This is a genomic window from Mesorhizobium sp. M2A.F.Ca.ET.043.02.1.1 (genome assembly GCF_003952405.1).
Taxonomy (GTDB): domain Bacteria; phylum Pseudomonadota; class Alphaproteobacteria; order Rhizobiales; family Rhizobiaceae; genus Mesorhizobium.
Window position 1 is genome coordinate 5467538 of sequence record NZ_CP034445.1, and the last position, 19585, is coordinate 5487122.

20 protein-coding genes and 2 pseudogenes are annotated in these 19585 nt (G+C 63.0%); 8 read left to right on the forward strand and 14 right to left on the reverse strand.

Annotated elements, in window-relative coordinates; genetic code table 11:
- The first annotated feature begins 56 nt into the window (after nucleotides 1–56).
- Nucleotides 57–656 (forward strand): DUF922 domain-containing protein, encoded by a 600-nt coding sequence (locus EJ068_RS25845; protein ID WP_127251417.1) that lies wholly within the window; start codon nucleotides 57–59, stop codon nucleotides 654–656.
- Between the two features lie 31 nt (nucleotides 657–687).
- Here the strand turns inward: EJ068_RS25845 and EJ068_RS25850 are convergent, their stop codons facing one another.
- From EJ068_RS25850 to EJ068_RS25865, 5 genes are all read right to left on the reverse strand, one after another.
- Nucleotides 688–1698 carry an endonuclease/exonuclease/phosphatase family protein gene (locus EJ068_RS25850; protein ID WP_189342811.1) on the reverse strand — a complete coding sequence of 337 codons (1011 nt, stop codon included), beginning with the start codon at nucleotides 1696–1698 and terminating at the stop codon, nucleotides 688–690.
- 123 nt (nucleotides 1699–1821) lie between these two features.
- On the reverse strand, nucleotides 1822–3279 hold the full coding sequence (locus tag EJ068_RS25855) for an AMP nucleosidase (protein ID WP_245463490.1): 1458 nt from the start codon (nucleotides 3277–3279) through the stop codon (nucleotides 1822–1824).
- A 272-nt stretch (nucleotides 3280–3551) separates the two neighbouring features.
- Nucleotides 3552–3755, reverse strand: coding sequence for a hypothetical protein (locus tag EJ068_RS25860; RefSeq protein WP_127251414.1), 204 nt, complete (start codon nucleotides 3753–3755; stop codon nucleotides 3552–3554).
- Between the two features lie 66 nt (nucleotides 3756–3821).
- Nucleotides 3822–3956, reverse strand: a complete 135-nt coding sequence (locus tag EJ068_RS33735) for a hypothetical protein (protein ID WP_281059002.1) — start codon at nucleotides 3954–3956, stop codon at nucleotides 3822–3824.
- A 196-nt stretch (nucleotides 3957–4152) separates the two neighbouring features.
- Nucleotides 4153–4494, reverse strand: coding sequence for a DUF2147 domain-containing protein (locus EJ068_RS25865; RefSeq protein ID WP_129554924.1), 342 nt, complete (start codon nucleotides 4492–4494; stop codon nucleotides 4153–4155).
- A gap of 439 nt (nucleotides 4495–4933) precedes the next feature.
- Here EJ068_RS25865 and EJ068_RS25870 point away from each other — a divergent pair, with 439 nt between their 5' ends.
- Both EJ068_RS25870 and EJ068_RS25875 read left to right on the forward strand, forming a co-directional pair.
- Nucleotides 4934–5200 carry a sel1 repeat family protein gene (locus EJ068_RS25870; RefSeq protein WP_042639605.1) on the forward strand — a complete coding sequence of 89 codons (267 nt, stop codon included), beginning with the start codon at nucleotides 4934–4936 and terminating at the stop codon, nucleotides 5198–5200.
- A gap of 427 nt (nucleotides 5201–5627) precedes the next feature.
- Nucleotides 5628–6748: pseudogene (locus EJ068_RS25875) on the forward strand (ABC transporter substrate-binding protein).
- 52 nt (nucleotides 6749–6800) lie between these two features.
- Here the strand turns inward: EJ068_RS25875 and EJ068_RS25880 are convergent.
- The 3 genes from EJ068_RS25880 to EJ068_RS25895 all read right to left on the reverse strand — a co-directional run bounded on the left by EJ068_RS25880 (nucleotide 6801) and on the right by EJ068_RS25895 (nucleotide 11218).
- Nucleotides 6801–8762, reverse strand: coding sequence for an acetyl/propionyl/methylcrotonyl-CoA carboxylase subunit alpha (locus tag EJ068_RS25880; protein ID WP_127251412.1), 1962 nt, complete (start codon nucleotides 8760–8762; stop codon nucleotides 6801–6803).
- 309 nt (nucleotides 8763–9071) lie between these two features.
- On the reverse strand, nucleotides 9072–9608 hold the full coding sequence (locus EJ068_RS25890; RefSeq protein WP_127251411.1) for an O-acetyl-ADP-ribose deacetylase: 537 nt from the start codon (nucleotides 9606–9608) through the stop codon (nucleotides 9072–9074).
- Nucleotides 9609–9610: 2 nt separating this feature from the next.
- Nucleotides 9611–11218 (reverse strand): carboxyl transferase domain-containing protein, encoded by a 1608-nt coding sequence (locus EJ068_RS25895; RefSeq protein ID WP_127251410.1) that lies wholly within the window; start codon nucleotides 11216–11218, stop codon nucleotides 9611–9613.
- Between the two features lie 112 nt (nucleotides 11219–11330).
- On the opposite strand from EJ068_RS25895, the gene EJ068_RS25900 reads away from it, so the two are divergent.
- Nucleotides 11331–11585 carry a type II toxin-antitoxin system HicA family toxin gene (locus EJ068_RS25900; protein WP_127251420.1) on the forward strand — a complete coding sequence of 85 codons (255 nt, stop codon included), beginning with the start codon at nucleotides 11331–11333 and terminating at the stop codon, nucleotides 11583–11585.
- Nucleotides 11582–11950 (forward strand): type II toxin-antitoxin system HicB family antitoxin, encoded by a 369-nt coding sequence (locus tag EJ068_RS25905; protein ID WP_128314716.1) that lies wholly within the window; start codon nucleotides 11582–11584, stop codon nucleotides 11948–11950. The genes EJ068_RS25900 and EJ068_RS25905 overlap by 4 nt, the downstream gene beginning before the upstream one ends.
- On the opposite strand, the gene EJ068_RS25910 is transcribed toward EJ068_RS25905, so the two are convergent.
- The 3 genes from EJ068_RS25910 to EJ068_RS25920 form a co-directional block, all read right to left on the reverse strand.
- Entirely contained in the window at nucleotides 11947–13110 is a 1164-nt protein-coding gene (locus tag EJ068_RS25910) for an isovaleryl-CoA dehydrogenase (protein ID WP_127251408.1), read from the reverse strand. The genes EJ068_RS25905 and EJ068_RS25910 overlap by 4 nt on opposite strands.
- A gap of 49 nt (nucleotides 13111–13159) precedes the next feature.
- Nucleotides 13160–13807, reverse strand: coding sequence for a TetR/AcrR family transcriptional regulator (locus tag EJ068_RS25915; protein WP_127251407.1), 648 nt, complete (start codon nucleotides 13805–13807; stop codon nucleotides 13160–13162).
- Between the two features lie 232 nt (nucleotides 13808–14039).
- Nucleotides 14040–14321 carry an acylphosphatase gene (locus tag EJ068_RS25920; protein WP_127251419.1) on the reverse strand — a complete coding sequence of 94 codons (282 nt, stop codon included), beginning with the start codon at nucleotides 14319–14321 and terminating at the stop codon, nucleotides 14040–14042.
- Nucleotides 14322–14467: 146 nt separating this feature from the next.
- Here EJ068_RS25920 and EJ068_RS33465 point away from each other — a divergent pair, with 146 nt between their 5' ends.
- Nucleotides 14468–14698, forward strand: coding sequence for a hypothetical protein (locus EJ068_RS33465; RefSeq protein ID WP_245463226.1), 231 nt, complete (start codon nucleotides 14468–14470; stop codon nucleotides 14696–14698).
- 60 nt (nucleotides 14699–14758) lie between these two features.
- Nucleotides 14759–14953, forward strand: a complete 195-nt coding sequence (locus tag EJ068_RS33470) for a hypothetical protein (protein WP_245463227.1) — start codon at nucleotides 14759–14761, stop codon at nucleotides 14951–14953.
- Nucleotides 14954–14995: 42 nt separating this feature from the next.
- On the opposite strand, the gene EJ068_RS25930 is transcribed toward EJ068_RS33470, so the two are convergent.
- From EJ068_RS25930 to EJ068_RS25940, 3 genes and pseudogenes are all read right to left on the reverse strand, one after another.
- The gene (locus EJ068_RS25930) at nucleotides 14996–16108 is read right to left on the reverse strand and encodes a pyridoxal phosphate-dependent aminotransferase (RefSeq protein WP_126078337.1); all 1113 of its coding nucleotides are present in this window, start codon (nucleotides 16106–16108) and stop codon (nucleotides 14996–14998) included.
- A gap of 91 nt (nucleotides 16109–16199) precedes the next feature.
- Nucleotides 16200–16433 (reverse strand): annotated as a pseudogene (locus EJ068_RS33475) (hypothetical protein); the annotation flags it as partial.
- A 303-nt stretch (nucleotides 16434–16736) separates the two neighbouring features.
- Nucleotides 16737–17621 (reverse strand): helix-turn-helix domain-containing protein, encoded by an 885-nt coding sequence (locus tag EJ068_RS25940; protein ID WP_127251406.1) that lies wholly within the window; start codon nucleotides 17619–17621, stop codon nucleotides 16737–16739.
- Nucleotides 17622–18011: 390 nt separating this feature from the next.
- Here EJ068_RS25940 and EJ068_RS25945 point away from each other — a divergent pair, with 390 nt between their 5' ends.
- The gene (locus EJ068_RS25945; protein WP_127251405.1) at nucleotides 18012–18809 is read left to right on the forward strand and encodes a hypothetical protein; all 798 of its coding nucleotides are present in this window, start codon (nucleotides 18012–18014) and stop codon (nucleotides 18807–18809) included.
- The last annotated feature ends 776 nt before the right edge of the window (nucleotides 18810–19585 follow it).

Genomic DNA, 19585 nt, shown 5'->3' on the forward strand with positions numbered 1-19585 from the left:
CTTGAAATTGCAAGCGGCTTATAGTTCCTTCTCTGCGGATAGGGAGCAAATGGGCAATGCGCCTGGCGGTTCTTACATGCCTCATCATGCTCGGCCTGTGCGGCGGCGCCCCGCAGGCCCTGGCCGGCACCAAGGTGCTGGTCACGACGCGCAACTATGACATCGCCGGTGCGACGGGCGCCGCCCTGGTTGAAGCGATGAACCGCAAAGGCCCCAAGCACGGCTTCATGACCCGCGCCATCGCCGATACCGGCTATGTGGTGAACTGGAAGCTCGATGTGGACCGCACGGACGGGGTCTGCAGGTTGCGAGGCGCAGACGGAACGATGGAGCTCACCTACACTTTTCCGCGCCTGGCTTCGCCGCCGAAGCCCGAGCTCGAGCGGCGCTGGCGGCGCTTCCTCGCCGGCGTCCACGCCCACGAGCATCACCACGGTCGCATCGCCGAGGCTATGATGCGGGCCACCGCAAAGTCCATTGCCGGCCTTAAGCTGGCCGACAATTGGTTCTGCACCGCCACCCATCGCGAGGCCAGGCGCCGGATCGACGCCGTCTACGCGCAATATGAAGCGAGACAGAACGCCTTTGACGCGCGCGAGCACCGCGACGGCGGCCGCGTCGATCGGCTGGTCAATGCGCTGGTGGGGACGAACTGAGCTTCAGCCTGTTCGCTTAAGAAACGAAGCGTCAGCTCCGCGGTCTGTCCGGCGCGTCGTTCGCCGCCAGCGCCGACTTATGCGCGTCCTCGGGCGGGTCGCTTGCGGGCGGCAGCGTGAATTCGACCAGCACCGGCAGATGGTCTGAGCCTGTACCCTCCAACCGGGCCGACGAGAGGATCGTCACTCCGCCTTTGCTGAACACCTGGTCGATCGGCAGGCCGGCGTAGCGGCGCAGGACGTCCGGCAGGGTGCGGTGGATCCAGGTCGGGCCGGCCGAGGGCATCAGCGTCATGCCGCTGAGCCGCACCACCCGCCGCACCGCCGCGCTCCACGGCACGGCATTGCAGTCGCCGGCCATGATGGCGGTTTCGCCAAGCGCTGCCAGCGGTTCCGCCAGCTCGCCGATCTGCCAGGACTGCTCCATTGGCCATGGCCAGCTGAGATGGATCGCGGCGACGTCGACCGGAACGCCATTGAAATCGATCGTTGCGGTAGCCATCGCCCCGCGCGGCTCGCAACGCGGCGCGGTGCCGGCGGCGAACGGACGGCGTGACAAGAGCCCCACGCCGAATATGCCGTTGGGATAGTCGCACAGGATGCGATAGGGATAGGCGCCGGCAATATAGCCGAGTTCTTTCGCCCACATGCCGGACACTTCGTCGAGCGTGATGACGTCCGGATTGGTCCGGCCGATCAGCGACAGCACCTTCTTCGGCGTCGGATTGTTGAAGCGCAGGTTCATCTGCAGCAGGCTGTAGACGATCCGGTCGGCCGGCTTCGCGACCGCCTGCTGCGTCGACAACCTGGGCAGCGCGCTCGTGGTCGTGGCGAGGCATACAATGGCGAAGACCAGCGCCGCGACCGCCTGCAGCCGGTAGGAGCCGGCAAGCAGCGGCAGCGCGAGCAGCGCCGTCAGCACGCTCAGATGCATGCGGAAATGCGAGAAGGAATCGAAGGCCGGATGCAGCGCGCCGAAGAACCCGGCCAGCAGCGCGGCCGAGAATGCCGTCATCGCCAGGAATGTCAGCTGAGCCATCATGCTCAAGCGCGCACCGCCCGTAGTCATCTTGTTGCCCCGGCAATCCGTTCTGATCGCTTATCGGCCAAATTGCGGCTCAAGCAAGACGACGGATTGCCTCGCCAGCAACTGGCTGGCACGCGCCTACTGGAACGCCGTCTCCGAGAAACTTCTGAGCTTGCGCGAATGCAGCCGCTCCATCGGCATTTCGGCAAGCTTCTCCATCGCCTTGATGCCGATGGTGAGATGCTGCGCCACCTGCCGCTTGTAGAACTCGGTCGCCATGCCGGGCAGCTTCAATTCGCCATGCAGCGGCTTGTCGGAAACGCACAGCAGCGTGCCGTAGGGCACGCGGAAGCGGAAGCCGTTGGCGGCGATCGTCGCCGATTCCATGTCGAGCGCGATGGCGCGGGACTGCGACAGGCGCTGCACCGGTCCGCGCTGGTCGCGCAGTTCCCAGTTGCGGTTGTCGATGGTGGCGACGGTGCCGGTGCGCATGATGCGCTTGAGGTCGTAGCCGGAAAGTCCAGTGACTTCGGCGACTGCTTCCTGCAGCGCCACCTGGATCTCGGCCAGGGGCGGGATCGGCACCCAGACCGGCAGATCGTCGTCCAGCACATGGTCCTCGCGCACATAGGCATGCGCCAGCACATAGTCGCCAAGCGCCTGCGTGTTGCGCAGGCCCGCGCAATGGCCGAGCATGACCCAGGCATGCGGCCGAAGCACCGCGATATGGTCGGTGATCGTCTTGGCGTTGGAGGGGCCGACGCCGATATTGACCATGGTGATGCCGCCATGGCCGGGCTTCTTCAGGTGATAGGCCGGCATCTGCGGCAGGCGCTGCGGCGGCGTGCCTTCCGAGGCCGTTGCGCCATTGGCCGTCACGACATTGCCGGGCTCGACGAACTCGACATAGCCGCTGTCGCCCTTGGCCATCAATTCGCGGGCCCGCGCCACGAACTCGTCGATGTAGAACTGGTAGTTGGTGAACAGCACGAAGTTCTGGAAATGCTGCGGGCTGGTCGCCGTGTAATGCGTCATGCGGTGCAGCGAATAGTCGATGCGCTGCGCGGTGAACGGCGCAAGCGGCCGCGGCTCGCCGAACGCCACCTCGAACGTGCCGTTGGCGATCTGGTCGTCGGTGCCGTCGAGATCCGGCACGTCGAACAGGTCGCGGATCGGCCGCTTGATGCGCTCGGCGGCGGCGCCGTCGACATAGCTGCCTTCCAGGAAGGCGAAATGCAGCGGAATGGGCGTCGTCGATTCCGACACCGTCACTGTCACGCCGTGGTTGCGCATGATGAGGCGAAGCTGCTCGATGAGGTAATTCTCGAACAGCTGCGGCTGGGTGATGGTGGTGGCGAAATGCCCGGGCGTCGGCATATGGCCATAGGCCTGGCGCGAGTCGACCTGGCTGAACGAGGTCGTGGTGACGCCAATCTGCGGATAGAAGGCCCGGTAGCGCTTGCTCTCGTCGGCGCCCGCGGCAAGGGCGGCGAAGGAATCGCGCAGGAATTTGGTGTTGCGGTCGTAGAGCGCCTGCAGCGCCGCGACGGCCTTTTTGGCGTCATGGAAGCCCTGCGCGCCGAAAGGCTCCGGCATGACGACCGATTCGATGGCTTGAGGGTAGATTCGCTTTTCCATGTCTCAATATAGAGATTCAGGATCGCGCTTGGGAGGGGGATGTGGGACCGCGAGAGCCGATAGCGTCGATTTTCTTCGGATGTGTTTAATGCATGTCGCCCAGAAGTGTGCGCGGTTCTGGGACAACGACATGCAGCAAAACAAAGACTTAAAGCGCCTCGCCTGAACCCGGTTCAGCGCGACGCGCTTTAAGGCGCGCTGGCTACGAGCCAGTCGCACCGTTCGACACTCTATAAAGCTTGTCCGCGCTGCAGGCTGATCAGCAGCACGAAGCCGACGCTCCTGTTCTTATTCGCCGGCGCCTCGATCCTGTGGCCCGTATCGGCGCGCATCATCGGCACAGCCAGCACCGGGGCGGCGAGCAGCATCAGGATGAGCGTCGCCCGCGGCAGCAGCCTCAGGATCTTCGTTGTGGTGGCGGCGATGCGGTTCATTTTGGTGGTGTCCCGATTTTCAACGTGGTCGATTTTCAACTTTGTCGTTTCTGCGCGTCACTTGGTTCACGGAGCCGAGAACCCAGCCACGGGCCGTTCCCACAAGCGGGCCGAGTGGCCGCCCTCGGCCACCAGGATGGCGAAGAGCATGCCGAACAGGCTCATCAGCAGGCAGACGATGGTGAAGCGACGGGCAAGCATTTCTCTCTCCTTCAATGCGGGAGAGAATGCCGCAATGCCTCTGAACCGGTTCTGAGACGGGTATTCATCTGCGGTTCAAAATGATTGACGAGGTCTCAAGCCGCCGTCGGCGACAAGACCGTTCGGCGGAGCGCCGCCGCCGCAAAAGAAAACGGGGCCGCTCGGGGCCCCGTTTCGGATGATCTCGGAAGGTCAGTTACAGCTTGTGCCAGGTCTGGCTCTTGCAGATCAGGCCGCCGAGCACGCAGCCGCTCATCTTCAGCGAGGTGCCCGACAGCGTCGCCTTGCCGGAATAGGTCTTGTCGGTTTCCGGGTCGGCGATGGTGCCGGTGTATTTGTTGTCGCCGGCGGCCTTGAAGGAGCCGATCGTCTTGCCGGAGTACTTGCCGGATTTCAGCGTGATGGAGAACGCATCGCTGCCAGCGATTGCCGCCGTCGAGCCGGCCTGCGTCTTCCAATTGCCTTCGATCGGGTCGGCCCACGCGGCGCCCGCCATGATCAAGGTGGCCGCCAGGGCCAGGCTCGTCTTTCGAAACATCTTGTGCTCCTCCCAATGGGCATGCGGCGGACTCCGGCCCGCCTTCCAGTCCCTTACGCAAAGGTAAAGCTAGTCCAGCTCCCGCCAAAACAAAAGCGGTGCCGCCACGGAAGGTTGTAGCGTTTTTCGCCTCGCGCATGGCCGAAAATGAACGGCACTGGAAAAACGCTTCGGTTCCCGTGGTTAGCGAAGTCTTGATTCCGCTCCCGCCAATTTTCATCGAATTTGACGCAAAACCCCGCAAACGCTGGATTCCCATGCTTAACGGTTTCCCGCGTTTACCTCTTGTTTTAGCTTTGTTTTCCGCAAATTAAGCAAGCCATTTAACGACGGATTCAAGGCCAGGCTTCATCCTCGAAAGCATCGAAAGAGCGGCCCGCCCCGAGGGAAAGCAAGGGACAGAAGGAGGCAGCTCTCGGGAGCCAGACAGGGGATTGAAATGGCACGTTTTGAAATGCTTGAAGACGGCTTCGGCGCCATGGGGGCAACTGCCCAGGCCGACATTCTTTTCGAACTGGGCATGATGTATGCGACCGGCCGCGATTGCGAGACCGATGTCGTCGCCGCCCACAAATGGTTCAACATCGCCGCGATCAAGGGTTCGGTCCGCGCCGCCGAGCTGCGCTCGGAACTGTCTGCCACCATGTCGAAGGTAGAGATCGCCATGGCGCTGCGCGAAGCCCGCGAATGGATGACGATGCACTGATCCTGCGCGCAGCGCTGAGAGGTTGATTTGGACAAGGCCGCGAAAAGACGGCCGGCCCACAAGACCAAGAACGCGGCAGGCCAACAGGGCAAAGCCGCGCCGACCATGATCCCGAACCGAAGGTCCACGCAGTGAAAAGGGGAGTGCGGTTTTCGGATAAGATCATGGTCCACTAGAAACAGGGAAGCGAGCGGGTTTCAGGCGGGGGCGTCTGGGGAGCTCGACTGCAAAAGCCGCGACCGACCGAAACAAGGTCGGCGCGGCTTTTTGCATTACACGGGCGCGTGGCCCAAGAAATCCTCGCCGGAATGAACCAAAACCGGCCGTACTGTCATCTCGACAGTCTCGGCGAAGGGTGAAATTGTCCCGGCTCTGTGAAAGAAGCGCGGCCATGCCGCCGCGCGCAAGTGGAGGAGTTCTGATAGCCATGAAAAGATTGGGTATTTTGAGCGCGGCCGCATTTGGCCTGATGATGAGCGCCCCGGTTGCCTTTGCCGACGACATCACCATTTCGGTGGTCGGCCCGATGACCGGCCAGCTCGCCACCATCGGTGACCAGTTCAAGCAGGGCGCGCAGGCTGCCGCCGCCGCCATCAACGCCGCCGGCGGCGTCAACGGCTCGCAGATCAAGCTCGACATCGAGGACGACCAATGCGATCCGAAGCAGGCGGTGTCGGTTGCCAACCGCATCGTCGCCAACGGCGTCAAGTTCGTCGACGGCCATGCCTGCTCGGGCTCGAGCATTCCGGCTTCCGCCGTCTATGCCGAAGCCGGCACGCTGATGATGAGCCCGGCCTCGTCGAACCCGGTGCTGACCGATGCCGCCGCCAAATCCGGCTGGCCGACGATCATGCGGCTCTACACGCGTGACGATGCGCAGGGCGCCTTCATCGGCCCGTGGATCGCCAAGAAATATGCCGGCAAGAATGTCGTCGTCCTGCACGACAAGAGCGCCTACGGCCAGGGCGTTGCCGACGCCGTCAAGGCGACGATGAATGCGGGCGGCCTCAAGGAAGTCGATTACGAAGGCATCAACGCCGGCGAGAAGGATTACTCGGCCCTCGTTACCAAGCTGAAGGAACTCAAGGCCGACGTCGTCTATTTCGGCGGCTACCACCCCGAGGCTGGGTTGATCCTGCGCCAGGCGGCGGAGCAGAACGTCAAGTTCCAGCTGATCATGCCGGATTCGATCGCCTCGCCGGAATTCTGGCAGGTCGCCGGTCCAGCCGGTGAGGGCACGCTGTTCGTCTTCCCGTCGGACCCGCAGGCCAAGCCCCAAGCGAAGGACGCGGTCGCCAAGATCAAGGCCGGCGGCTTCACGCCTGAAGGCTTCACGCTGTTCTCCATGCCGTGATCCAGGCCGTCGCCGAAGGCGTCAAGCGCGCCGGCACCGACGATCCGGCCAAGGTCGCCGAGGCGCTCAAGGACGGCAAGCCCATCAGCACCGTCGTCGGCGACGTCATCTTCGACGAGAAGGGCGACCTCAAGAACGCCAGCTACGACATCAACCAGTGGCACGACGGCAAATACGCGCCGATCCAGCAGTAATCGGTCCTGTTTGTGCGAAGGTGGCCGGGGCCTTGTCCCGGCCACTTTCGTTTTATTTGTGGTCCTCCGCGAACCGCACCAAAACGGTGCCATCGCTGACCTGAGCTCCCTCGGCCGCGATCTCGGCGATCACCCCGTCATGCGGGGCGGCGATCATGTGCTCCATCTTCATCGCCTCGAGGATCAGAAGCGGCTGGCCCTTGATCACGGCATCGCCCACTGCTGCCCGCACCAGCTTGACCAGTCCCGGCATCGGCGCGCGCAGGCTGCCCGAGGCGCTACCCGCCTCGTCGGCCTTGGCCAGCGGGTCGGGAACCGTGAAGGCGTAGCCGACGGCGCCCTCGAAGACGGTGACGTGGCCGGGCCAGCGGACGGCGCGCGGCATGGTTCTCAGATCATGCGTGTTCACGGCATCATGCGGCGCCTCCAGCGCCACCTGGAAGCGGCCGTCCGGCCGCGCCGAAACCCGGGCCAGAATGTTCTCCTCGCCATGGCGCAGGCGGATGCGGCGCGCGAGCGTGTGGAAATGGGCATAGCCTGAGAGCGTCGACCACGGATCTGCGGCCGCACCTGGCGCGCCGGCGTCGGTCGCGGCCAGCGCCGCGGCGGCAATCGTCTCGTCGCTCGGCGCGGGGATGGCGGTGAGCACCTCCTGATGCCTGCCGATCAGCCCGGTATCGACATCGCCCTCCGCGAAATCGGGGTTGGCCGCGAGCGCCGCGAGAAAGGCGGTGTTGACTGTCGAGCCGGCAACTTCGGTCTCGGCGAGCGCATCGCGCAATGCCGCAAGGGCGGCGTTCCTGTCCTTGCCGTGCACCACCAGCTTGGCAATCATCGGATCATAGAAGGGCGAGATCGCGTCGCCGGCGCGCACGCCGGTCTCGATGCGCATTGTGGCGCCTCCCGGCGGCGCGTCTGGGAATTTCAGATGATGCAGCGTGCCTGTCGCCGGCAGGAACCCTTTCGCAGCGTCCTCGGCATAGAGGCGTGCCTCGAAGGCGTGGCCGGAAAGCGCGATCTCGCCTTGCGTCTTCGGCAGCTTTTCGCCGGACGCGACGCGCAACTGCCATTCGACAAGGTCGACGCCGGTGACCATCTCGGTGACCGGGTGCTCGACCTGCAGCCGCGTGTTCATCTCCATGAACCAGAAGCGGTCGGCCTTCAGTCCTTCCGAAGCATCGACGATGAACTCGATGGTGCCGGCGCCCGAATAGTTGATCGCCTTGGCGGCCTTGACGGCGGCCTCGGTCATTGCCTTGCGCAGCGCGGGCGTCATGCCGGGGGCGGGGGCTTCCTCGATCACCTTCTGGTGGCGGCGCTGCGCCGAGCAGTCGCGTTCGAAAAGATGCACGGCATTGCCGAAATTGTCGCCGAACACTTGGCACTCGATATGGCGCGGCTTGTCGACATATTTTTCGACCAGCACCCGGTCGTCACCGAACGCCGCTTTCGCTTCGCGCCTCGCGCCCGAGAGCGCTTCGGAAAAATCGTCGGGATGGTCAACGCGGCGCATGCCCTTGCCGCCGCCGCCGGCGCGCGCCTTGATCAGGACGGGATACCCGATCTCGCGCGCCTTGGAGGCAAGCAGCACGATCTCCTGCGCCTCGCCGTGATAGCCGGGCACGACAGGCACGCCAGCCGCCTCCATCAGCCGCTTGGCGGCGTCCTTCAGTCCCATGGCGCGGATCGAGGCGGCGGAGGGACCGATGAAGACGAGGCCTGCTGCCGTCACCTGGTCGACGAAGTCCGGATTTTCCGACAGGAAGCCGTAGCCGGGATGGATCGTCTCGGCGCTGGTGGCGAGCGCCGCGGCAACTATCTTGTCGCCGCGCAGATAGCTTTCACCGACAGGCGAGGGGCCGATATGCACCGCCTCGTCGGCCATCTCGACATGCAAGGCGCGGGCGTCGGCGTCGGAATAGACGGCCACGCTGCGCACGCCGAGCTTGCGGGCCGTGCGAATGACGCGGCAGGCGATCTCGCCGCGATTGGCGATCAGGATCTTGCCGAACATGGAGCCTCCGCAGCCAGAGTATGCTTTGAGCGAAGTCGGCGTTCCTTCGCGCCCCCCTCTGTCCTGCCGGACATCTCCCCCACTTGGGGGGAGATCGGATGTCGCCGCCGCCTTCGCCAACTATCGACGTTGCAGGAAAAGAGCCATCCGCAAAGCTGCTGATCTCCCCCTTGTGGGGGAGATGCCCGGCAGGGCAGAGGGGGGCGCTGTCCCGCCAGCGTGTCCGAACAAGCACTCGTCCGAAATCATAGACCTCTCCCTTGCCAAGGGAGTGCTCTGCCAAGGTCGCCTCTTGGGAAGTTTTGGTCATCAAGGTCCGCTCCTTCCAACGGCAGCGGCGGCCCGCCGGTAGATCTCCGCCGTCTGCTCATCGAAACAGCAGAAGGTAACTGCATTTGGCACTGCATTCTGCCGCAGAAAGTTATTTACAGTGTCGACGGCAATCCCGGTCGCTTCCTCTTTCGGAAAGCGGTAAATACCGGTCGAGATGGCTGGGAACGCGATCGTTAGACAGCCTTGGTCGGTGGCGATTTCGAGCGAGCGCCGATAGCACGAGGCAAGCAGGCCGGCCTCGCCCTCGCCGCCGCCCTGCCAGACCGGACCGACCGTATGGATGATGAAACGCGCCGGCAGGCGGTAGCCCCTGGTCAGTTTGGCGTCGCCGGTCTTGCAGCCGTTCAGCGTCCGGCACTCGGCAACCAGCTCCCGCCCGGCCGCGCGGTGGATGGCGCCGTCGACGCCGCCACCGCCGAGCAATGAGGAATTCGCTGCGTTCACGATGGCATCCACCACGAGTCGGGTGATGTCGCCGGTGTGGATGCGGATCCTGTCGCCGAGAGCACCCATCGTCACATCCTGAACACGCCGAACTTCGTCTCCTCGATGCCCGCATTGAGCGTGGCCGAGAGGCTGAGCGCCAGCACGTCGCGGGTCCTGGCCGGATCGATGATGCCGTCGTCCCAGAGCCTCGCCGAAGAATAGAGCGGGTGGCCCTCATGCTCGTATTTCATCAGGATCGGCTTCCTGAATTTGGCTTCCTCCTCGGCGCCCCATTCACCACCCTTGCGCTCGATGCCTTCGCGTTTGACCATGGCAAGCACGGTGGCTGCCTGCTCGCCGCCCATCACCGAGATGCGCGCGTTGGGCCACATCCACAGGAAGCGCGGCGAATAGGCGCGGCCGCACATGCCGTAATTGCCGGCGCCGAACGAGCCGCCGATGATGACGGTGAGCTTCGGCACCTTGGCGGTGGCGACGGCCATCACCAGCTTGGCGCCGTCCTTGGCGATGCCGCCGGCCTCGTATTTTCGCCCTACCATGAAGCCGGTGATGTTCTGCAGGAAGACCAGCGGAATGCCGCGCTGGCAGCAGAGTTCGATGAAATGCGCTCCCTTGAGCGCGCTCTCGGAAAACAGCACGCCATTGTTGCCGAGGATGCCGACCGGCATGCCGTGCAGATGGGCGAAGCCGGTGACCAGGGTCGTGCCGTAATTCTGCTTGAACTCGTCGAACTCCGAACCGTCGACAAGGCGTGCGATTACCTCGCGCACGTCATAGGGCTGGCGCAGATCGGTCGGTACGATGCCGTAGAGTTCCTGCGGATCGTAAAGCGGTTGAATCGGCTTCTGCAAATTCAGGCCCAGGGTCTTGTTCCGATTCAGATTCCGGATGATGCGCCGGCAAATGGCCAAGGCGTGCTCGTCGTCCATGGCGTAGTGGTCGGCGACACCGGAAAGCCTGGTATGGACGTCCGCGCCGCCGAGCTCCTCGGCGCTGACATCCTCGCCCGTCGCCGCCTTCACCAGCGGCGGGCCGCCAAGGAAGATGGTCGCCTGGTTGCGCACCATGATCGTCTCGTCCGACATCGCCGGCACATAGGCGCCGCCGGCCGTGCAGGAGCCCATGACGCAGGCGATCTGCGGGATGCCCGCCGCCGACATGTTGGCCTGGTTGTAGAAGATGCGGCCGAAATGCTCGCGGTCGGGGAAGACTTCGTCCTGATTGGGCAGATTGGCGCCGCCGCTGTCGACCAGGTAGACGCAGGGCAAATTGTTCTGCAGCGCGATCTCCTGCGCGCGCAAATGCTTCTTCACCGTCAGTGGATAATAGGTTCCGCCCTTCACCGTCGCGTCGTTGACGACGACCATCACTTCCCGGCCCTCCACACGGCCGATGCCGGTGATGATGCCGGCCGACGGAATGTCCTCGCCATACATCGACCAGGCCGCGAACTGGCCGACCTCGAGGAAAGGCGAGCCGGTGTCGAGCAATTGCGCCAGCCGTTCGCGCGGCAACAACTTGCCGCGTGAGACGTGGCGTTCGCGCGCCTCGTCGGAGCCGCCGCGCTCGATGCCTGCCGCCTTCTCGGAAATGTCGTCGACCAGCGCCCGCATGCGCTCGGCATTGGCGCGGAAAGTGTCGGAGGAGGGGGAGATTTGCGAGGTCAGGGCAGGCATTGACGAACCTCAGATGATATCATATTTTGCTATCAATCTCGTCGCGCAGGACGTGCGACCACCAACGGCGACCTTGGCACTTTTAGCCGGGTCATTTTCCATGGAGGTCATCATGCGCGGCAAACACAGACAAACACTGAAAGCCATTTTTGCGGACCCGGTAAGTGGTTCGATAAAATGGCGGGAGATCGAAGCGCTCTTGATAGCACTTGGCGCGGAGCTTTCCGAAGGAAACGGTTCACGTGTGCTTGTCGAAATTGGAAGAAATCGCGCCGTCTTCCATCGTCCACACCCAAGCCCGGATACGGACAAAGGCGCAGTGAAGGCAGTCAGACGTTTTTTGATTGAAGCAGGTATCAGGCCATGAAGCCGTACAAGGGATATGTCGCGGAAATCTGGTATGAGGAGGATGATGCCGCCTTCCACGGAATTGTGCACGGGATACGCGACACCGTTCATTTCGAAGCTCATTCGGCGGAAGATCTGCCTCAGGCGTTTCACGACAGCGTCGATGACTATCTTGCTTTCTGCAAGGAGCGCGGCGTCGACCCGCAAAAGCCCTATTCCGGCAAGCTGGCTCTGCGTACTACGCCCGAAATCCACGCCCTGTTGGGAAGGGCCGCCGCCAGCGATGGCAAATCGATCAACCAGTGGGTTTCTGATACGCTCGCGGAGGTTGCGCAAAAGCGCGTCGACGAAGGGTCGACCAAGGTCAAAACCCGCGCTCACTAGACCCCCTCCGCCATGATCTCGCGGCCGATCAGCCAGCGGCGGATCTCGCTGGTGCCGGCGCCGATCTCGTAGAGCTTGGCGTCGCGCAGCAGCCGTCCCGTCGGGTAATCGTTGATATAGCCGTTGCCGCCGAGCAGCTGGATCGCGTCGAGCGCCATCTGCGTCGCCTTCTCGGCGGCGAAGAGCACGCAGCCGGCGGCGTCCTTGCGCGTGGTCTCGCCGCGGTCGCAGGCGGCCGCCACAGCATAGACGTAAGCCCGCGCGGCATTCATCGTCGTGTACATGTCGGCGAGCTTGCCCTGCACCAGCTGGAACGTGCCGATCGGCTGGCCGAACTGCTTGCGCTCGTGGACATAGGGGACAGCCACATCGAGGCAGGCTGCCATCAGCCCGATCGGGCCTCCGGAAAGCACTGCCCGCTCATAATCGAGCCCCGACATCAGCACCTCGACGCCGCGCCCTTCCTCATGCAGCACATTCTCGAACGGCACCTCGACATTTTCGAAGACGAGCTCTGCGGTGTTGGAGCCGCGCATGCCGAGCTTGTCGAGCTTCTGCGCCACCGAAAAGCCGGCAAAAGTCTTTTCGACGATGAAAGCGGTGATGCCGCGCGAATGGCGCTCCGGATCGGTCTTGGCGTAGACCACCATCGTTCCGGCGTCGGGGCCGTTGGTGATCCACATTTTCGAGCCGTTGAGCACATAGCGGTCATTGCGCTTTTCGGCGCGCAGCCTGAGCGACACCACGTCGGAGCCGGCGACCGGTTCCGACATCGCCAGCGCGCCGACGGTTTCACCCGAGCAGAGGGCCGGCAGGTATTTCTCCTTCTGCGCCGGCGTGGCCCAGCGATTGATCTGGTTGACGCAAAGGTTCGAATGCGCGCCGTAGGAGAGGCCGACAGAAGCCGATGCGCGCGAAATCTCCTCCATGGCCACGACATGCGCGAGATAGTTCATGCCGGTTCCGCCGAAATCAGGATCGGCGGTGATGCCGAGCAGGCCGAGCTCGCCGAGCTCGCCCCACAGATGCGCGGGAAACTCGTTGGAGCGGTCGATCTCCGCCGCGATCGGCGCGATCCTGTCCTGGGCGAAGCGCCGTACAGTGTCGCGCAACGCCTCGATGTCGGGATCAAGTCCGAAGCTGAGCGTGTTCGTATACATGCCGTTCCTCCCTGCGCACGCCCCGGTCTTCGCGGGGATCATGCCCGTATCAGAGTGCCACGGCGTTCCCGGCTCGCCCGGAAGGACGCGCGGTGCCATGGCTGATTGTCGCGCCGACCAGGCGCATTGTCATCGAAAGATATGATGCCGTGACTTCGGCGATCGACAGTCGTTCGCCCGGACGGAACCAGACGATGACGCCGGTCATCATCTGGATCAGCGCCATGGCGGTCAGGCCTGTATCGTCGATCTCGAAAGCCCCAGCTTCCAGGCCGTCGCGCAGGATCGTGCGCAGCTCCTTCTCATAGGCTGTGCGCATCTTGAGGATCTGCGTCAGTCGTTCATGCGAGAGGCTGCGCAGCTCCATGTTGGAGACATGAGTGGCATGGCGCCGCTCGATGTGGAAGGCGATGTGGTTCTCGACATAGGCGGCAAGCCGGATGACCGGCTCGGCGCTCGCCGGCCGCGCCGCCTCCCAGGCCTTGAGCAGACCTTCCATATGCTCTCGCATCAAGGTGAAAAGCAGATCTTCCTTGGTGGGGAAGTAACGGTAGAGCGCGGCCGCCTGCACGCCGACCTCCGCCGCCAGCTGCCGCATCGACATCGCCTCATAACCCAGCCGCGCGATCAGGCTGACCGCCGCCTCGCGGACGGCCGCCTCGGTCTTTTCCCCGTCTGAGCCTGTGGTGCGCGCCATATTCGCCTCCAACAGCACTAATAAAACGAACGTTCAATTAATTCAAGATGGGAAGAAAGCAATTCCTCGCCCCCTCAAAGCGGGGAGAGGTGGCTCGGGCGAAGCCCGAGACGGAGCGGGGGTTGCGGCGCTGGCGGGTTTGTTCTGAAATTCATCAAGATTGCGCTGTTCCCTTCTCCGTCGCGGCTTCGCCGCGCCACCTCTCCCCACTGTCGTGGGGCGAGGAATGGCCCTAGACGATGATCCTGAAATCCGCCGGCGCGTCGTCGCCCGCTTCCTCGATCTCGACCTTCGAGACGAGCGCGCCCCGCGGCCCTTGCCACAGACGTTCGGTCATCGCCGCGACAGCGGCATCGGCGCCGGCAATCAGAGCGGTGACCGAGCCGTCGCGCTCGTTGCGCACCCAACCCGTCAACCCGAGACGCAGGGCTTCGCCGCGCGTCCAGACACGGTAGCTCACGCCTTGCACCGTACCGGAAACACGCACCCGAACGGCTTTTTGCTCACCCTGCATCGCCCGCTCCAGAATCTTCCCCATCAATCTGGAGCATGAAAGGTCAAATGCAACCGGTTCAAAGGATGGGTGGCTCGGTGGATTAAATAATTGACTCAGTCAACAATAAGGAAATTATCGGATGCAATGCCCTCAAGGAGGTTAGCATGCCGCATGAAGCTCTGGTCCGTGAGATTCGTCGCTTCAACCGGTTCTATACCGGGCTAGTGGGGTTGCTCGATGAGACCTTGATGCAGAGCCCCTACACGCTGGCCGAAGCCCGCGTGCTGTTCGAGCTCGGGCGCAAGACCCGACCCGGCGGACGGGCAGGTCTGCTGGCGCGCATGTTTCATCTCGACCTCGCACCGGGTGGCATCCGAACTGGCCGAAGAACTTAACCTCCCCCTGCCTATCTCATGCGGGTGCTTCGGAAGTTCACTGCCACGGGGCTGGCTGAAATGCGCGACGACCCGGAGAACGGGCCGCCCGTCCTTGCGCTGACCGAGCGGGGTAAGGCCGCGCTGGCCGATCTCGAGGCAACGACGAACCGCGATCTCGCCCGCCTGATCGTCAAGCTCGAGAACGGGCAAGCCGCTGAGCTTTCCGATGCGCTGAACCGCGTGACGCGTCTGCTGGCAGCCGCGGGACTGTGAATCGCCCAATTAGCTCCCTGGGAAGCAGGGGCTGGGGTCCGGTCAGTTCCCCCGCGCTGCCGCGAGCGCGCCCGGCAATTCCTCGGCGAAGATGTCGAGCTCGTGGTCGAGGCCGACGCTGACCCTTATGCAGCGGTCGAGCCTGGGGACCATCGGCTTGCGGATGAACACGTCGCGCGACAAGAGGCCCTGCATCACCTTCAGCGCGAAGGCGCCGTCGCGGCCGCAGTCGATGGTGACGAAATTGGTCGCCGACGGCAACGGTTTCAGGTCGTTCTGCCTGGCGACGGTCGAAATGCGCTCGCGGCCAGCCGCCACGCGCGCCACCACCGTGCGCAGGTAATCCTGATCGGCAAGCGCCTCGAGACCGGCGATCTGCGCCATGCGGCTGACGCCGTAGTGGTTGCGGATCTTCTCGAAGTCGCGGATCACCTCGGCCTCCGCCACGGCGTAGCCGCAGCGTATGCCGGCCAGGCCGTAAGCCTTGGAGAAGGTGCGCATGCGGATGACGTTCGGCCGCGCGACATCGATCGCCGGCAGCGCCGTGGCCGGGCCAAGCTCACCATAGGCTTCGTCAAGCACCAGCATGGTGGTTTCCGGCAGCGCTTCGATGAAGCGGACGACATCCGGCGCCTCCCACCAGCTTCCCATCGGATTGTCGGGATTGGAGAGATAGACCAGCGGCGCCTTTTCGCTGACGACCTTGGCGAGGAGCCCGTCCAAATCCTCCTTGTCATTGGCATAAGGCACCGTGACCAGCCGGCCGCCGACGCCGGCGATGTGGAAATTGAAAGTGGGGTAGGCGCCGAGCGAGGTCACGACCGCATCGCCCGGCGCGACATACATACGTGCCACCAGGCCGAGCAACCCGTCAATGCCTTCGCCGACGACCACGTTTTCGACGGCCACGCCGTGATGCGCGGCCGCCGCAACCTTCAGCTCGTAATTGTCGGGATCGCAATACATCCACTGGTCGCGCGCGACGCTCTCCATGCGCGCAATGACGCGCGGCGACGGGCCGAAACTGCTCTCATTGGCGCCGATGCGGGCGCGAAAAGGCCGCCCGCGCTCGCGCTCCTGCGCCTCCGGACCGACGAACGGCACCGTGGTGGGAAGCGCGCCGATGATCGGGGTGAGGGAAGGGCGACGAAGCATGGCATTGGCTCGCTTGAGAGGAGCTTCTAGCTAGCCTGTGCGACCGGCGGGCGCAAGTTGGCGGCCGCCCGGAGAGCCGATGCCATTTCTCTCAATGAATGTGGACGACGACGTATCGGCCCCCGTAGGGCTGGTAATACGTGCTGCCACAGTGCCACAGCACGGTACCGTTGATCGAAGTTTTCACGCACGCTGCCGGTAGTCTGGTCACATAGATGGTCGAACGGCGGATCGTACGGCGCGTGGTGCGCCTGGCAACCCCAGCTACGCTTCCTGGAGTGAGCGGGTGACCGACGCGGGCCTGCGCAGGGCTGACGAAAAGGGCGAAGGGTGTAACGGCATCGGCGATTCCCGCAAGCATCAATGCGAATGCTATCCCGGCAGCGCCAGTCGATCTCAAGCTCGATTTTTTCAGTTGCATCCTCCAAGAACTCACAACTTGCCTGCGTTCAAATCCGTAGCCGATGAGGTCGCTCACCTGACGCAAACCCGGACCGCCGCCCCCGGAGGCAACATATTTTAGAGGATACCAATTATATAATCGGGCTTCTATCCGGATTGCGCAATTTCCGTCGAACTGCCTGCATGACGACTGGCGCCAATTCCGCGACCACGTTCACCCTCGTTGTCATCTTCTGGCACGTTGAAGTGTGTCCTTCGGGGACTCACCGAACAGCATGCGATAACTCGCAGCGAAACGGCCAAGATGGGTGATCCCCACCTCCATCGCGATCCTTGTGACGCTCAAGCCATCCGCCCCCCGCGCAGTGAGCAATCGCCTCGCTTCATTGAGGCGAACCGCCCTGATGAATTCCAGCGGGCTGAGAGCAAAGGCGGCGCGAAAGGCATACTCCAATTGTCGTCGGCTGATGCCGATTTCCTTGCACAACCGGATGATGGGGATGTCTTCGCGGATGTGCGCGCGAATAAAATCCTCGGCCGCCCATGCCTGTCGGAGGTGGCGACTGGAGGACCGATCTGTTTCGACGTTGCCACGGGCGCCAGCGAACGCGTTGGCTATGCCCCCCAAATATTCCGCCAACGCGATCGGAGTATGCTCCGGCAAGGCTGAATCGCTTGCGGCTTCCCCGAAGCGGTATGCCATCGCCTCCATCTGGCTGCGGAACATTTGCGCATCGCTGGCGGTGAGCCGAACGGCATTTGGATGGTCGGCCGCCCGATCCAAGATCGTGCCGGCGGAAAGTGCCTGGATTTCCACCCAGATCGACGTCGGAACAACGGCGCCCGTGTAGCGAAGGCCGGGCTTGACCGTCGCTGCGACGCTCGTGCCGGCGGGAATTGCCACGATCATGTCGTCCTTGAGCGGAATGCCGCAGATCGTCGAGTCCCGGGCCCGCTCTACAGCCACGATTGCCACGGAACCTGGATCAAAGCCGCCGTTCGCACGGAAGGCGCAATTGAATTCAGCCAGATCGAGCGCCCACTTGCCGTGGGACTGGATTTGCCGGAGGCGCGACGGCATTTGCCCTGGCGAAAGCCTGTCGACCTTCACGGGCAGCCCAGAGGCGGCATCGCCGAGCGCGTCTGGGCCAAGTTGCACGTCCCTGTGCGAAGTCGTTGGAGGCCACGCGCTCAAAAATGCGTCCTTTGCGCAAAGTGGATATCACAACACTTGTATTAGGTGTAGCTTAAACGCAAATTGCGCGAGATCAATTCGCCGCAAAATATCGCCGACTCACGGCTCTGGGGACGATGGACGAAGCAGATCTACTTATTGGGGAGGCGCCAGGCGTCTTGGCCGTACGCATCGCGTTGACGGCGTCAGCATCGCACATTGGATCAAAGGCAATTTGACAGAGGGCAGGACCTGAGACGGCGCGGGACATGATGCGGGCGTGCACGCGCCGGCTAAGTATAGCAAATCGAGGAGCACCTTGAGGGGATGATCGTGAAAAGATTTCGTTTGGTGGCCTTGGGAACGGCTGTGATATCGGTACTTTGTGCCGTCGACGCATCTGCGGCGGACATCGCCAGGCAGCGGGATGAGGGCTGGACGTTGACTGTCGCCCCGTATCTCTGGGCCTCGGGAATCAAGGGCGAGAGCGGAGTCTTCGGATTTCCGCCTCAGGATGTCGATGTGAGCTTCAGCGACGTGCTGCACCACCTCAAATTCGGCTTCATGGGGCTTACGGAAGCTCGCAACGGGCCTTTCACAATCAGCACGGACATAGTGTACGCCAAGCTCGACGCCAACATAGGCACCCCGAAGGGGATCCTCGCGTCCAACATTGATGCGACGGTGAGCACTTTCATGGGTACGGCGCTGGGTGGTTACAGCGTTTACTATCAGGATGGGACGAATTTCGATCTTGTCGCCGGTGCCCGCCTCTGGTCGGTCGACAACAGTTTCGACTTCCACGGAGGTGTGCTGGATGGCAGGTCAGCGAGCGACGGCGATACGTGGGTCGATCCGGTGATCGGCGCCAAATTCAAGGCCGATGTCGGTAACGGGATCTACTTGGCTGGCTGGGGCCTCGTCGGCGGTTTCGGCGCAGGGTCCAAGTCAATGTGGGATGTAATGGGAGGGGCCGGTTATCAGTTCAACGACAAGATGTCGATGTTCGTCGGCTATCGGGCCGTGCACGACAATTATAGCCATGACGGCTTCGTGAACAAACTCACTCAGCAGGGTCCGATTCTGGGGCTCACTTATCAATTCTCGCCAGCCCATCCGGGATAATAGTGGATTGAGATGACGTGGTTGGTTCTCTGCGGCGCCTGCATTCGGCATTGGGCTGCTGAGCGATGGCGGAGCCAGGCATCGCCCGCCGGTCTTGTAGCTGCTGGTGCAGACCATTGCCGATACGATCGTGCTGTGGAACGGAATTCCATTTTACCGCCGGTTGCTGTTAGCCGGTCAGCAGTTTGACCCGCCACTCTATTTGATTGCCGCCCTTTGCTCCATCGCCGGGCAAGTCGGTTACTGGTCGGCTATGTCAATACGGCAAAGCGTAGTCTTGCCTCGCTCTACCGTAGCATCTCACATTCTCCAATTTCTGGCGCGGCTCAACTTCATCTATGCCAGCGCCATGTTCTCGGTAGTGTTTTCGTCAAGTTCGACGAGGTGGACATCAGGCTGGGGAAGATTGTCCTTCTGATTGCCGTGCTGTTCTCGATGTTCTGCTATTCCTCGCAACTAGAGTGGACAAGGCGCTTACGGTGGGCCAAGGCGCCCAGGCAAGCGAAAGGTGACGTGCGCTCGGGGGCGCGTCTGAGCCGCCCGCGTGACGAGCCACAGCAAAGCATCTCCCGGGACGGCGACGCAGGTCAGGACGCCAAAAAATGCCTCCTTTGCGCAAAGTGGATAGCGGCACGGTTCTATTAGCAATAACTTAAGCGAAAATAGCGCGAGGGAAATAGCGCGGAAATACCGCCGACGCACGGCGAGTGGGGAGCATGAACAGGCAGGGCTATTCGCAGGTGTGCGCAGAGGACATTGAGCGCGCCGCAGCAACG

What these genes read in the sequence shown, in the direction of transcription:
- EJ068_RS33470 (WP_245463227.1), top strand. Translation starts at nt 14,759, where the DNA reads ATGCGCGACGACCCGGAGAACGGGCCGCCCGTCCTTGCGCTGACCGAG.
- EJ068_RS25880 (WP_127251412.1), bottom strand. Translation starts at nt 8,762, where the DNA reads ATGTTCGGCAAGATCCTGATCGCCAATCGCGGCGAGATCGCCTGCCGC.
- EJ068_RS25930 (WP_126078337.1), bottom strand. Translation starts at nt 16,108, where the DNA reads ATGCTTCGTCGCCCTTCCCTCACCCCGATCATCGGCGCGCTTCCCACC.
- EJ068_RS25905 (WP_128314716.1), top strand. Translation starts at nt 11,582, where the DNA reads ATGAAGCCGTACAAGGGATATGTCGCGGAAATCTGGTATGAGGAGGAT.
- EJ068_RS25845 (WP_127251417.1), top strand. Translation starts at nt 57, where the DNA reads ATGCGCCTGGCGGTTCTTACATGCCTCATCATGCTCGGCCTGTGCGGC.
- EJ068_RS33465 (WP_245463226.1), top strand. Translation starts at nt 14,468, where the DNA reads ATGCCGCATGAAGCTCTGGTCCGTGAGATTCGTCGCTTCAACCGGTTC.
- EJ068_RS25855 (WP_245463490.1), bottom strand. Translation starts at nt 3,279, where the DNA reads ATGCCGGAGCCTTTCGGCGCGCAGGGCTTCCATGACGCCAAAAAGGCC.
- EJ068_RS25870 (WP_042639605.1), top strand. Translation starts at nt 4,934, where the DNA reads ATGGCACGTTTTGAAATGCTTGAAGACGGCTTCGGCGCCATGGGGGCA.
- EJ068_RS25865 (WP_129554924.1), bottom strand. Translation starts at nt 4,494, where the DNA reads ATGTTTCGAAAGACGAGCCTGGCCCTGGCGGCCACCTTGATCATGGCG.
- EJ068_RS25895 (WP_127251410.1), bottom strand. Translation starts at nt 11,218, where the DNA reads ATGCCTGCCCTGACCTCGCAAATCTCCCCCTCCTCCGACACTTTCCGC.
- EJ068_RS25945 (WP_127251405.1), top strand. Translation starts at nt 18,012, where the DNA reads ATGATCGTGAAAAGATTTCGTTTGGTGGCCTTGGGAACGGCTGTGATA.
- EJ068_RS25850 (WP_189342811.1), bottom strand. Translation starts at nt 1,698, where the DNA reads ATGATGGCTCAGCTGACATTCCTGGCGATGACGGCATTCTCGGCCGCG.
- EJ068_RS25860 (WP_127251414.1), bottom strand. Translation starts at nt 3,755, where the DNA reads ATGAACCGCATCGCCGCCACCACAACGAAGATCCTGAGGCTGCTGCCG.
- EJ068_RS25920 (WP_127251419.1), bottom strand. Translation starts at nt 14,321, where the DNA reads ATGCAGGGTGAGCAAAAAGCCGTTCGGGTGCGTGTTTCCGGTACGGTG.
- EJ068_RS25900 (WP_127251420.1), top strand. Translation starts at nt 11,331, where the DNA reads ATGCGCGGCAAACACAGACAAACACTGAAAGCCATTTTTGCGGACCCG.
- EJ068_RS25910 (WP_127251408.1), bottom strand. Translation starts at nt 13,110, where the DNA reads ATGTATACGAACACGCTCAGCTTCGGACTTGATCCCGACATCGAGGCG.
- EJ068_RS25890 (WP_127251411.1), bottom strand. Translation starts at nt 9,608, where the DNA reads ATGGGTGCTCTCGGCGACAGGATCCGCATCCACACCGGCGACATCACC.
- EJ068_RS33735 (WP_281059002.1), bottom strand. Translation starts at nt 3,956, where the DNA reads ATGCTTGCCCGTCGCTTCACCATCGTCTGCCTGCTGATGAGCCTGTTC.
- EJ068_RS25915 (WP_127251407.1), bottom strand. Translation starts at nt 13,807, where the DNA reads ATGGCGCGCACCACAGGCTCAGACGGGGAAAAGACCGAGGCGGCCGTC.